The organism is Eubacterium sp. 1001713B170207_170306_E7 (assembly GCF_015547515.1).
Taxonomy (GTDB): domain Bacteria; phylum Bacillota; class Clostridia; order Eubacteriales; family Eubacteriaceae; genus Eubacterium.
Window position 1 is genome coordinate 100,013 of the sequence record NZ_JADMVE010000009.1, and the last position, 13,622, is coordinate 113,634.

Genomic DNA, 13,622 nt, shown 5'->3' on the forward strand with positions numbered 1-13,622 from the left:
GATCCTCTTATTTTTTTATGATACTGTTCATCCCAACAGAAAACGCCAAATGCTTATCCACATAGCTTAACAGGCCAACTGCATACAGAATATAATCCCGGTCGATCACAAAATCACACGTCGAAGGCAGCAGTGCATCCTTCTCACCCTTTTCTCTTCTGAGGGCATGCCTCAAAATGGCCTTTGGGTTTTCACTGTTAATGATCGGTCCGCCAGTTCCGATAATGGTCTGCACATGAGTCAGATTCTTCCCGTGCTGCAGTCTGCGGCAGTAATTACTGCTTTTATGCTCAATAACGCCCGCGTGCCGTCTGGCCGCTAAGTACGCGGCACTCTCCGCAATGGTCTGGTCGATATGTTTTTCGACAGGGGTGTCTGGCAGAAATTTTGTGTTGTGCACCCTGTTCCATATGGATTTTTCGAGTATTTCCTCCGAAACTCCGATTTCATTGGCAAAGAACGCCACACCCAGCTCACGTATCAGTACATCGGAGGATTCACGCATCCCCAGATCTCCCTCAACGGTTCGTCTGGCATAGGGCTCATCTGCGCCCACAAGCCTTGCGCCCTCATAGGGGATATGCTCAGCGTAGGAATGAATATCGGTTGTCGCGCCCCCGATATCCACAAGCATGAGCTCACCCAGTCCTTCATAGCCCTGGACACCCTGCGACATCAGCATGCCCGCGTCTAAAACTGCCGCCGGCGTCGGCACAATGGGCCCGTCAACCAGCTTGATAATATCGCCCAGGCCTTTCATATCTACAATGCGGTTCATAAATAAATGGCGGATGATCTCTTCCGCTACATCAATGTCTAAAACACCTACCTTCGGAATAATATTCGGCGCCTGGAAACATTCCTTTTTATTTTGCAGCAGCTTCGCGCGGATTTCCTGGGCGATCTGGCTGTTTCCGCCGTAAATAACCGGACAGCTGATCTGGCTTTTGGCAATCATCTCTGCGTTATGCCTGATGATTGTCTGGTTGCCATTTTCATAACCGCCGCACAACAGAATCATCTCAGCTGGCAGCGCTTCTATTTTTTCAACTTCTTCCTCTGTCAGAGCGCCGCTTGTGACATGAATGATCTTGGCGCCCGCGCCAAACGCCGCATTTCTCCCCGCAGAAATGCTCAGATTGTAGGTCAGCCCGACCACCACAATCCGCAGCCCGCCTGCAGCGCTGCTGGAGGCGTACTGCTCTGCGCTTTCAACCGCGTCATCACCAATGGCTCCCCGGATATCCGAGAGGCATTGTTCCATGGCGATCCGCGCGTCTTCTCTTACCGTTGACGGATGCCGGGTGGTGTAGACAGCCTCTTTCGTTTCTTTGCAGATCACCGCCGCCTTCGTAAAGGTACTGCCAAAATCAAATAAAATACAATACTCCATGCTGCTCCCCCCTGTGTCTGATAATCTAATTTTACTGATATATAGTCCAAAGTCAAATTTTTATAAAAATAACTCCTTTACCATTGACTGCCCATAAGCACGTAGGAAATAAGGAAGCGGGCAATTTTCTGATAAAAGAGTTATTAGCAATATATTAAACTTTGCAACATTCTGCACTTTCTTATCGGCGCATCATGTCTCTGATTTCGAAAAAAATTTCGAGATGGTTATTTTAAGCAGGAGGTGTCTTCTCCGATAAGATTGTTACAAAGTTACTGCCCGATAATCTTATATCATGGGAAGATACCGCGGATTCTTGTCGCCATGCTCAGGCGTTTAAGCCCAAGGATATAGGCGGCAACACGGAATGTCACAGCATCGGTATCATGGATATTCTGTACCTCGCCAAAGCTGTCAACCATAATTTTACGCAGTGTGCTGTTGACATTGTCTTCATCCCAGGTCAGATTCTGAGTATTCTGAACCCACTCAAAGTAAGATACAACAACGCCGCCGGCATTTGCGAGAATGTCCGGGATAACGGCAATATTTCTCTTTGTAAGGATTTCATCGGCTTCCACGGTTGTCGGGCCGTTAGCGCCTTCAACGATTAGTTTCGCCTGAATCCGGTCTGCGTTTTCTGCGGTGATCTGGTTTTCAAGCGCACATGGAATCAGCACATCACAGTCACAGCACAACAGGCCGTCATTATCTGTTTTTTCAACACCCTCTGCACTGTAGCCTTCCAGAGAGTGGGTGCTGCTGTTTGCGATATACGCTTCCAGGTCACTGATATCCAGCCCATCCGCCTTGTAATAACCGCCGGAAACATCACTGACACCGACGATCTTATATCCGGCTTCTGCCAGCAGGCGCGCGGTGGTACCGCCGACATTTCCCATCCCCTGAACCGCGATGCGCAGAGAGGGTGAGTCGATGCCCAGGTATTTGAAGGCTTCCATGGCGATAATGCTGACGCCGCGGCCGGTAGCTTCATTTCTTCCCAGCGATCCGCCGATATCAATGGGCTTTCCTGTAACAACGCCGGGAACAGAATAGCCCTTAAACATACTGTAGGTATCCATGATCCAGCCCATTACTTCTGCGTTTGTGTTCACATCCGGTGCTGGAATATCACGTTCTGGTCCGATAAGCGGTAAAATCGCTGCGGTGTAACGTCTTGTCAGGCGTTCCATCTCGCCTCTGGACAGTTCTGAAGGGTCGACTTCAACCCCGCCTTTAGCGCCGCCATAAGGAATATTGACCACCGCGCACTTAAAGGTCATCCAAGCTGCCAGGGCTTTTACCTCGTCGATATTGACATTGGGATGGAAGCGGATGCCGCCCTTGCTTGGGCCGCGCCCGCTGGAATGCTGTACACGATAGCCCTTGAACACACGAATGGAGCCATCGTCCATATGTACGGGAACCGCTACCTGAAGCTCTCTTTCAGGATAAGTGATGGTGATGTATTCATTTTTATCTAAGCCGAGCTTTCCGGCTGCTGTATCCACAACTTCTAAAAAGTTATCATAAGGATTGTATTCAGGTTTTTGATTGTTCAATTTCTTACTCCGTTTTAATCATAAATTTTAAGGTTTGGTATTTGGTAGAGAGATTAATGGTATTTTTTATTTTTATTTATTTCAAGAGGGGGATAGAGGTTTTTTATTTTTCAAGATTTTTCTTGTTAGTAGTTTTTCTTAACATAAGCGTCAATTCGCTGTAATGCTTCCTTCAGATTTTCATCTGAATTCGCGAATACAAAACGCATATAGCCTTCACCCATGCTGCCGAAAGCAGAACCGGGCACGGTGATGACCTTCGCCTCGCGTACTAAGTCCTCCGCGAATTCCTGGGATGTTTTTCCAAAGGCTTTAATATTGGCAAAGGCGTAGAAGCTGCCTGGAGATTTCTTTACACTAAAGCCCGGAATCGCATTGAGTCCGTCAATTAAAATTTCGCGGCGTCTGGTGTAGTCTGCGATCATCTGCTGCACTGCGGTTTGGGGACCCTTCAGCGCCTCGATGGCCGCCACCTGTGTGAAGGTAGAGACACAGGACACCATGCCTTCCTGTATTTGGGCCATTCTCTTAGTCAATGTACTGTCTGCCAGCAGATAGCCAATACGCCATCCGGTCATGGCATAGGCTTTGGAAAAGCTGTTCATTACCATCACCTGGCTCGTCAGCTCCGGTATCTGCGCCATGCTGAAATGCTTATGCCCGTCATAAATGATTTTGTCATAGACTTCATCCGAGAAAACATACAGATTGTATTTCTCAACAATCTTGGCGATTGCTCTTACATCCTCTTCTTCCAGTATGGAGCCGAGAGGATTACTGGGAGAATTGAGAATAATCGCCTTGGTTTTGGGGGTTATGGCCTTCTCAATATCCTCTGCCTGGATTTTATAGTCATTTTCTTCATAAACGGGGACCGTTACCGGCTTTGCCTTGGTGATCATAATCTGACCCAGATAGTTGGGGAAACATGGGTCTGGCACAAGCACTTCATCTCCCGGGTTAACCACAGTTAAAAGGCCCAGAGTAAGCGCTTCTAAAGCACCGACAGTGATAATGACATTGTCTGCTTTATAGCCGCAGTGGTAATGTGCATAGCTTTCGGCTACCGCTTCACGCAGCGCCGGCATACCCGCATTCGGATTATAATGTGTAAATCCATCGTCGATGGCTTTTTGGGCCGCGTCCTTTACGTTCTGGGGCGTGTCAAAGTTTGGCTCACCAACGGTTAAATTCACGATTTCCTTCGGGTCATACTGTGCTGCTATCTCAAACATTTTCCGGATTCCTGAAGCCGGGTATTCATTCGCTACCTGCGAAAAATAAGCATTGATCTCGTTACGCATCTTTATTCTTCCTCACTTTTATCAGAGTGGATTCCTGCCAGGTGTGCTGCGAATTCTTTCTTTTTCTCCAGATTGGAGAGCTTAGAATACATGACCTTCTGCGCCTGGGGGGATCCTGCGCCGTGCATGCTTTCTACCAGTGCTGTGCCGCCGGTCATATTTTCGATCAGGCGGCCGATGCGCATCCGGTCTTCGGTGGGCACATCCGCCACACCTTTCAGGTATTTATCCACATATTTGCCGATTTCAGGATTCCGGAGATCGGATTCCGACGGCATTGTAGCAATTATACCACCACCGATATCCTGTGCCAAACGGTCAATATCGTAGATCAGCTGTGTGACATTGTGCTTACCCACATTGGCTAACAGCGGGTCTACAAAATAAGCGCCGGATTCTGTGGGCTTTCCTTCACAGGAGCAGGCAAGCGAGCAGGCATAAAGGGTCTCTGTTAAATGGATCATCTCATTGAGTTTTTCCTTAACATGCCCTGCCTTTCCGTAGCCGCTGTAGTCGGCCATCAGTGCCGTCGCACCGACCACGACGTCGGATACACCGCCCTTGCAGCCACCGTAGTTCTGTCTGTGGTAGCAGGCAAAGCGCTCGACCAGAAGGCCGGAATACGGGGTTTCGCCACACATGAACACACGCTCCCAGGGAACAAAGACATCATTGAGAACCGTCAGGCATTCGCCGCCGACAATACCAAACTTTGCATTGCCCTGATCAATCTCGCCTTCCATTTTCCGGTCATCATTTGTCTGTCGGCCAAAGATATGAATCACACCCGGAGCGTCTACCGGCAGGGCGCAGCATACCGCGTAATCCGCGTCCTCTTCTTTCATTCCCATGGTAGGCATGATCAGCATCTCATGAGAATTGACCATCCCGGTCATATGCGCTTTTGCGCCGCGGATGACAATGCCATCTTCATTTTTATCCACAACATGGACAAATAAATCCGGATCGGCCTGCTGGCTCGGGCGCAGACTGCGGTCACCCTTCGGGTCTGTCATGGCTCCGGCGATCATCAGGTCGTTTTCCTGTACATACAGAAGAAATTTTTTAAAACGTTCGTGGTATTCTGTTCTCAGCGCCTTATCCATATCATAAGTAACGGAGTAAGTCGCGTTCATGGCGTCAAATCCCACGCAGCGCTGGTAACAGGTGCCTGTTTTCTGAGAGATCATACGAAGCATCTTAACCTTTTTCATCAGATCGTCAACGCTTTGGTGAATATGCGTGAAACGGTTGATCTTCTTGCCTGTTAAATGAGAGGTGGCGGTCATCAAATCTTCATATTTCGAGCTGTTCGCCAAAGCGTAGGTCATGGAGGCGGCGTTGACATGGCCTTTAATGAAAGGATGGTCGATGACCTTATCGCTGTCGATCAGCTCTCCCTTGATATAAACTCTGATATCCCGGTCTCTCAGGCTGTCAATATAATCGCGTGCTGTTTTCATTTTTTTCTCCTATTTCACCCAATCTTTACGTATTTTTTTCCAGGTCTCATCTCTGCCTTCTGTAATAAAAGCAACATCATTTTCATCAAGATGTGAAAACCGGCCCTGCTTTGCGAGATAATCCGGAATGGAAGTAAATTCTTTGGGGTTACGGTTCAGGGTAAATTCCTTATTTTCATACTCTGCGAGATACCACAGGCCATTATCAACAGCTTCCTTTGCCAGCTCAATCGAGATGTCTGTCGGCGTCTGCCAGCCCGTCGGACAGGGAGCCATGACATGGATAAAGGAAGGACCGTCACAATTCTTGGCTTTTTCCAGCTTCCTTAAATAGTCTTCTGGGTAGCCTACGCTTGCGGTTGCTGCGTATGGAATTTCATGGGCTGCTATGATCTCAAAGATTTTTTTCTTCGGCCGTGCTGCACCATGAATATTCTTTCCGGCCGGTGTATTTGTGGTCTTCGCGCCATAGGGGGTCAGACCGCTTTTCTGAATCCCTGTGTTCATGTAAGCTTCATTATCATAGCAGATAAAAATTTCCTTATCGTTTCGGTCGATGGCGCCAGACAGGGCCTGCAGACCAATATCGGAAGTACCGCCGTCCCCAGCAAAGCCAACCACATGGTAGTCCTCGAGCCCGAGAGCCTTGGCCCCCGCCAAAACACCCGACATGACTGCCGCGGTTGCCGCAAAGGGAGGAATGATCCCATTGACAAATAATGGCATGTGGGGGTACACAAAAGCAACGGTTGACATACAGTTCGGCGGAATAACCGCAATGCTCCGCTCTCCCAGCACCTTGAGTGCCAGGCGAATGGCAAGGGCGCCGCCGCAGCCGCCGCAGGCCTTATGACCATAGAACAGTTCTTCATTTGGGATTGTTTTTGCATTAAGCGCCATAATCAATGTCCCTCCTTACATTAATAAATTCAACAGGTTTTTCCGTACTGCCCTCCAGCAGCGCGTCGAAAATACCGCTGATATCTTCTTTTGAGATACTGCGGCCGCCTAAGCCGCCAACGTAGTTATAGGTCGGCACATCCACACCCTGCTGCTTGAGGGCAGAGTTAAAATCAGAGTAGACTGCGCCTTCAAACCCAAAGCTGATATCGCGTTCCAGAACGCCAACCGCCTTGGCATTTTTAACAATCGCAGCGACCTTCTCGGTTGGGAAAGGCCGTACACAGCGCAGCTTCAGCAGACCAACCTTTTTGCCCTCTGCGCGGTACGTGTCCACCACCACGCGGGCTGTTCCTGTCACGCTGCCGATTGTCACCAGGATCGCTTCCGCGTCCTCACATTGATAAGCCTCTACCATACCACCGTAGGTACGTCCAAAGCGTCGGCCGAATTCCGCGTCGCTCTCGTCAACCACCTTCTCCGCCTTCAGCATTGCGATCTGCTGCTGGTAACGGAATTCTGTATTGTAGGTCGGTCCCGCAGTGATGCAGGTACTCACCGGATCTTCCAGATTAAGCTTGTTAATATAATCCTGATATGGAATATAGGCGTCTACCGCTGCCTGATCTGTCAGTTCAAGAGGTTCATAGGTATGCGTTAAAACAAAGCCGTCCAGATTGACCATAACCGGCGTCATAACCTCAGGGTCCTCAGCGATCTTAAAAGACTGAATGGTTGTATCAAAGGCTTCCTGAACGTTTTCAACATACAATTGAATCCAGCCGGATTCCAGCTGCGACAGAGAATCTCTCTGATCGCCGTAAATATTCCAGGGGGCTGCCAGTGAACGGTTTGCGTTCATCATGACAATCGGGAAACGGGAGCCGCTGGCATAGTGCAGGCCTTCGACCATATATAAAAGCCCCTGGCTCGATGTCGCGGTAAAAGAGCGGGCGCCCATGGCCGCAGAACCGATTACAGCTGACATGGCGCTGTGTTCAGATTCCACATACATGTACTGGCTGTCCAGGCTGCCGTCCTCCACATAATCCGCCAGGCGTTCTACAACGATGGTCTGAGGGGTAATGGGGTAAGCGGCAATCACATGTGGTTTTGCCTGTCTGACCGCTAATGCAACAGCCTCATCACCGGATACAAATATTTTTTCACTCATGCGTCTGCCTCCTTAATCATTGTAATGGCGTCAACCTTACATGCCTTTGCACAGACGCCGCAGCCCTTACAGTAATCATAATCTATCTCAAGGATTTCTCCTGATTTGTCAATCGTTCCATCGGGACACACTAAGAAGCAGCGTAAGCAGTTTACGCATTTTTCCGCATCGATCACCGGCCGGAAGGTCCGCATTCCTGAGCTCACATCAATGAGGTGGCCCGAACGGGTCGACGGCCCCATAGGCAGCTGTTCAATGGTGCCCGCCGGCTGTGCCGGCGATAATTTTGGTCGGTTCATTTTAGAGTGCCTCCTTTACAGTGTTATAGGTTTCTTCCAAAAGTGCCTTGTTTTTTGCGCGTACCTTTTCCGGCAGCTGTGTATCGATCGCCTTATAAATAGAATCAAGACTTGTCAGCTCGGTAGCGGCTGTCAACGCGCCCAGCAAAGGGACATTCGTAATTGGCCGTCCGAGAATTTTCAGTGCAAGCCCTGTCGCATCAACCGTTATCACCCTACATCCCTCGCAGTCACTGAAATCAAATGCTTCTGCGGGCTTCATTGTGTTGATAATAACTTTTGCACCGGGCTTTAATCCCGCCTTCACCGGCGCGCCTAAGAGTGTCTCATCCAATACAATGGCGCAGTCACAATCAACAACATCGCTTCTATCCTTGATTGGCTCATCGTCAATTCGCGTAAAAGCTAATACCGGAGCTCCCCGGCGTTCTGGGCCGAACGATGGAAAAGCCAATGCCGATTTATCGTCGCACACAACGGCATCTCCCAAAAGCCGGGCTGCTGTGAAGGCACCTTGTCCCCCACGACCATGCCAACGAATTTCAATCATTTAATACTTCCTCCTGTATTCCATAATACGGAATCATTAATTCCATATTTGTATTATAGTTCCATAATAAGGTTTTGTCAATTCCATTTTTTGATTTTTTTAAAAAATTAAGGCATCCCGTTTTTGACTCTCTCGTGGTTGAAAAAATTATATCAAATTATTTCACGTTTTATAATTCCATAATACGGAATTTATTTTTCTTTTATGCGGAATTTTAATCAATAGCTACTATTCTAATCATTTTTAATCTCATTATATTATATTTTAATTGATTTACTTGCTATATATATTTTGTTATAATAAGAAAAAATGCTGGAGGAGCGTATGAACAAAAAGCTTAGTCTGGTCGTTGCCATGTTTATTATCTTATTTTTTTCAATTATCCTGCTTGTTACAGCTATGCTGAAAATACCACTTGGATGCTGGCTTCTGGAAGGTCATTCCAATGACTACATAACGCTTAACTCAGACAATACTTTTGAATCCACTGTTTACGGCAACGGTACCTTTATTATTCAGGAGCATGAAATCATCCTTCACGGCAATGTGGAAACCAAACTAACCGTTATTCGGAAACCCCTGAGAATTATGCTTTATGATAGACAATCTGATAGCTATTTTTATTATACAAATGAACTCGAAAAATAAAAAAGCCCTGGAAAATACTCCAGGACCAAATTTTAACCAAAGGCCGGTTTTCCGGTCTTTGGTTTTTTTATAAGCTTTCGCTTCCCCAGCCAGATCAAAAATCAGCCGATTGATAGGCTGGTACCGTCACTTCTTTCCCTTTGTGTATTTCCACTACTATCGCTAAAAGTTTCAACCCCGGAACCATATCGGTTAATAGAATTTTAAGGATACTCTTTATTCTTATCGTATTTTTCACTTTGCCTTTGTACACCCACATAATTTACCTTGTCCTATCAAAATTTATCACTGAATTTAAGGTGATTTGATATTTCTGTACGCCTGTTCGTTTTACCATTTTTTTGCGATGGTGACTCTTTCGCTTCATTATATATACGGAATTTCAATTTTATACGACTTTATTTCAGGGGATTTTACGCTTCACACAAGCGTCAACAATTGGCTGTGATAATTTATCTGGTTCATTGTAATAAGACTATGGTGCAGATATACTATAATCATTGATTAGGTTCTCACTTGAGAATGAATCAAAAATAGAAAGTGCAGGTGATCGAACCGGAGACAAAAAACAAAACACCAAAACAGGTGTTCAGACATTTCATTTGGGATGTCTCGCCATTAAAGAATAGAAATTGAAAGCGCAGGTGATGAAATGGAAATAAAGAAAAAGAGATGGTGCCTTAAATCGTTTATGAGTTTTCTTCTCATATTGATGCTGTTCATGGGCTTTCTTCCTGCCGGAATCTTTGCTCAGGAAAACGAAACGAACAGCGGCGAACAGCCTGAAATTCAAACCGAACAGGACGCACCGGAAACAGCTGAACAAGACAAAGTGCCGGATGAAACGCCTCCGGTCTCTGAGCCATCTGGAGGTATCCAGGTTTATGGGATTACACCGTTAAGCGGTGGGGATGGTTCCTCGGCAAACCCATATATCATTAACACAGCTGAAGAGCTGGCCGATCTGGCGAACGATGTAAATAACGGTAACACTTATGCCGGTACTTACTTCGCTTTGGGAAACCCGATTGATCTCTCAGGCTATGCGAACTGGCCTGGAATCGGGCAACAGACACGCCCATTCTCCGGTAACTTTAACGGAAACGGGTTTCTGGTCTCGGGCTTAAAGGGTACAGACCCCAATGGCTACGGTCAATACGGCTTGTTCGGCAGCCTTAACGCTGCAAGTATTCAAAACTTCAATTTGCAGCTGGGTGGAAATATAAACGCAGTCTATGATACCGGCGCCTTTGTCGGTAAAGCAGATAACGGCACACAAATAACAAACTGCCACGTCGACGGCAGCGGCTACACAATCAATGTTACCGGAGGCGGGCGGTCCGGCGGTTTTGCCGGTTGGACGAATGGAACAGCAGGGGATGCTACTGTTTATTTTAACAACTGTTCCGTTACCAATATAAATACCCGTACAAGCGGAAACTATTCAGCCGGATTCATCGGTGTGGCCCACAACGCAAATTTAACCAACTGTCATGTAACCAATGGAAGCGGAAATAAAAATGACGGTGTTATTTATGCCGCTGGCTTCATCGGTGCGGGCCACGGGACAACAGAGCTCTCCAACTGTTCGGTTATAACCCCTAACGTGAACGGAACCTCAGCAGGTGATTCATGGAGCGGCGGTTTTGCCGGTGTTCTCTACGAGAATGCTAAGGCAGCTGCATGCTACGCTGTCAGCCCGGTTATTAACGGCACAAGCTGCAACGGTGGTTTTGCCGGAGGGATCTACAACAACGCTGATGTGACATCCTGCTATGTAACTGATCCGATTGTCAACGGAACGCATTATTATCAGGGAGGTTTCTCTTCTAAAATCTATGATAACGCGACAGTGACAAACTCCTACACCGCTGGCGGAAAAGTAACACAGACCAGAAGAGGCGCTGCTATTACCTCATACGGCGTGGGCGGCTTTGTCGCTGACCTGTACGATTCTGCCTCCGTAACCAACTGCTATTCACAGACTGATGTGGAGAACAACAAAAACGGCTCTACCGATAATAATTCCAGCACCGGTGGTTTTGCCGCCTATATTCGCGGCGATGCCTCGGCCAAAAACAGCTACTCAACCGGCAGTGTTTTCATTACGAACAATGCCTCCCGGCCAACCTATCAGGTTGGCGGCTTTGTCAGCTACAAGAGTGGCGACGGCCAGATCACAAATTGTTACAGCACCGGGGCCATGAGCACGCCAAACAGCAATACCTATGTCGGCGGTTTTATCGGCTATCATACCGGTACCGGCTCTGTCAGCGATTGCTTCTTTGACACCACGACGACGCGAAACCATACACCGGTTGGAAATAAAACACTATCAGGTATCACAGCCTACACGACCAGCCAGATGATTCTTAAAGAAAACTATCCGGCCACCTGGTCTGTTCAGGAAAACTTTTTAGGAAAAGCCAATGGCTCAGGCACTGATAACGCCCCCTGGTATATTGATGATGATTTAACCTATCCCTATCTTTACTATCAGTATGACGGTCACAGCAAAGCGGATACCAACTATCACATTGTCAACACCATATACCAGAGCGGACACAGCATCGGACAGAAGCGTGCTGATTTCAATATCGAGCGGGACAGCCTGCCTCTCAGAACGCTGTCCTCCGGAGCGGTTAAAGCCTATATGCCTTACAGCGGCACAAGCCGGCACGACATCAGCACTGCCAGCTACACCGAAATTCCCGGCGCTGTTTTCGGAACAGATCTCCATTCTCTGGGGGGCGTCTCCAAAACAAACATCATTGCCTTTTCCTCCATTCCGCATGCTGAAAAAAAATCAGACCGATCGGTCTGGGATGTGGATGATGAAAACAGCTACACCTGGGTGGGCGATACAGTGACCTACTATGTCACTGTCACCAACAACAGCAGTGAGGCTGATTTTAAGAACGTCACGGTCACCGATACAATTCATGAAAATGTCCGTCTGCTGGAAGACACGATCACCGTAAACCCAGGCACCGCGTACAAAGAGGATCAGGCACAAACCCTGACCACTGATAACAGCGTTATCCCCTACTATACCTATGACGAAACCACCCGTGAGCTAGTGGTCTACCTTAATGATATGCCGAAACAGAATCCTGATTCCGGCGAAATCACCAGCTATACCATCGCTTTCCAGGTTTTCGTCGAAAAAGACGCGGCCTCTGAGTTTACAGACCGCACCACCTACACAGGTGATATTGAAAATACCGGTCTGCTCCAGGGGAAACTGGTTTACACCGGACCCGAAGGCGAAAAAGAAAGTGATTATCAATATGCCTTTACCGATAACAATCACGACCCTGTCTATGACGCCGGACTTTTTGAATTCACAAAAACTGACGCCACCACCAAATCACCTCTTGAAGGGGCAGTCTTTTCACTTTACTACTGGACTGGCAGTGGAACGCCCTCCGGTCTGGTGGATGCTGGCAATATCACCACCGACGTGACAGAGAGTGATAAATGGTACCGCTGCGACGGTGATGTATCGGATGTCAATGGGCTTGTGCAGTTACAGCTAGGAAAATATCCAACCGCCTACGCAGGCTTTTACCAGCTTGTTGAGGAAAGCGCACCGGCAGATTATCCGGTACCCACCGGACAATGGCGGCTGCATCTCAATGAGATCGCCTATGTCGACACGGTTACAACGCTTCAGTCTACAGGCGGAAATGCTGTTGAAGCATTAAATTTTGAGACCACCACGGAAACCGTCAAGGGGAGAGAAGTGATTAAGACTGCGTCTTTAGCAAACCAAAAGGCCGCAGGCTCAGTCACCCTGAAAAAATTTAATGAAAGCGGCAATCCATTACCCGGAGCAGCCTTCACCATTGAACGTTATGACGAAACCGACAGTTCCTGGAAGCATATCTCCTATGATTCCGGCACTGGCCAGTGGCAGGACTGGGTGAGCGGCGATTACTACACACAGGAAACCCTTTTGGAAAATAACATTGCCTCCACCGTGTTTAAACAGCTGCCCGTCGGGCGTTACCGTTTTAAAGAAATATCAGCGCCCTCAGGCTATGAGACACTCGTTGAGCCCTTTGAAGGGGACATACCAACCTTAGATGAAAATAACAACCCAGTATATGATATAACTTTTGAAATCCGCGATAATCAGGCGATTCAAATGCCTGTATCCGGCGATAATGACAATACCCGGATGATCATGTTGATGATTGGAGCCCTGATTGCTCTGTTATCCGTTGGAGGAGGTGTTTTTAAACTTTGGAATAAGCATAAACGTATTTCCGTACAATGATAAATAAAATGATTAATAAAAATATTTTGTAGAAATAAGGAGTT

General features: G+C 47.6%; 10 protein-coding genes. 2 read left to right on the forward strand and 8 right to left on the reverse strand.

The genetic code is table 11. The features are described from left to right. Nucleotides 1-7: 7 nt before the first annotated feature. From I2B62_RS18315 to I2B62_RS18350, 8 genes are all read right to left on the reverse strand, one after another. Nucleotides 8-1,393, reverse strand: coding sequence for a glutamate mutase L (locus tag I2B62_RS18315; RefSeq protein WP_195270481.1), 1,386 nt, complete (start codon nt 1,391-1,393; stop codon nt 8-10). Nucleotides 1,394-1,686: 293 nt separating this feature from the next. After that, nucleotides 1,687-2,958, reverse strand: a complete 1,272-nt coding sequence (locus I2B62_RS18320; protein ID WP_195270482.1) for a Glu/Leu/Phe/Val dehydrogenase — start codon at nt 2,956-2,958, stop codon at nt 1,687-1,689. A 125-nt stretch (nt 2,959-3,083) separates the two neighbouring features. Then, nucleotides 3,084-4,262 carry a pyridoxal phosphate-dependent aminotransferase gene (locus I2B62_RS18325; RefSeq protein WP_195270483.1) on the reverse strand — a complete coding sequence of 393 codons (1,179 nt, stop codon included), beginning with the start codon at nt 4,260-4,262 and terminating at the stop codon, nt 3,084-3,086. A 2-nt stretch (nt 4,263-4,264) separates the two neighbouring features. Next, complete coding sequence (locus I2B62_RS18330; RefSeq protein WP_195270484.1) at nt 4,265-5,725, reverse strand: 4-hydroxyphenylacetate 3-hydroxylase family protein; 1,461 nt, start codon at nt 5,723-5,725, stop codon at nt 4,265-4,267. 9 nt (nt 5,726-5,734) lie between these two features. Then, nucleotides 5,735-6,625, reverse strand: a complete 891-nt coding sequence (locus tag I2B62_RS18335) for a thiamine pyrophosphate-dependent enzyme (RefSeq protein WP_195270485.1) — start codon at nt 6,623-6,625, stop codon at nt 5,735-5,737. Next, nucleotides 6,615-7,799 carry a transketolase C-terminal domain-containing protein gene (locus I2B62_RS18340; RefSeq protein ID WP_195270486.1) on the reverse strand — a complete coding sequence of 395 codons (1,185 nt, stop codon included), beginning with the start codon at nt 7,797-7,799 and terminating at the stop codon, nt 6,615-6,617. Before I2B62_RS18340 ends, I2B62_RS18335 begins: the two co-directional genes overlap by 11 nt. Then, complete coding sequence (locus tag I2B62_RS18345; RefSeq protein WP_195270487.1) at nt 7,796-8,098, reverse strand: 4Fe-4S binding protein; 303 nt, start codon at nt 8,096-8,098, stop codon at nt 7,796-7,798. The genes I2B62_RS18340 and I2B62_RS18345 overlap by 4 nt, the downstream gene beginning before the upstream one ends. Nucleotide 8,099: 1 nt before the next feature. Beyond that, nucleotides 8,100-8,648, reverse strand: a complete 549-nt coding sequence (locus I2B62_RS18350) for a 2-oxoacid:acceptor oxidoreductase family protein (protein ID WP_195270488.1) — start codon at nt 8,646-8,648, stop codon at nt 8,100-8,102. Between the two features lie 324 nt (nt 8,649-8,972). Here I2B62_RS18350 and I2B62_RS18355 point away from each other — a divergent pair, with 324 nt between their 5' ends. Together I2B62_RS18355 and I2B62_RS18360 are read left to right on the forward strand one after the other, a co-directional pair. Further along, complete coding sequence (locus tag I2B62_RS18355; RefSeq protein WP_195270489.1) at nt 8,973-9,296, forward strand: hypothetical protein; 324 nt, start codon at nt 8,973-8,975, stop codon at nt 9,294-9,296. Nucleotides 9,297-9,948: 652 nt separating this feature from the next. Continuing rightward, entirely contained in the window at nt 9,949-13,578 is a 3,630-nt protein-coding gene (locus I2B62_RS18360) for a SpaA isopeptide-forming pilin-related protein (RefSeq protein ID WP_195270490.1), read from the forward strand. Nucleotides 13,579-13,622: the final 44 nt, after the last annotated feature.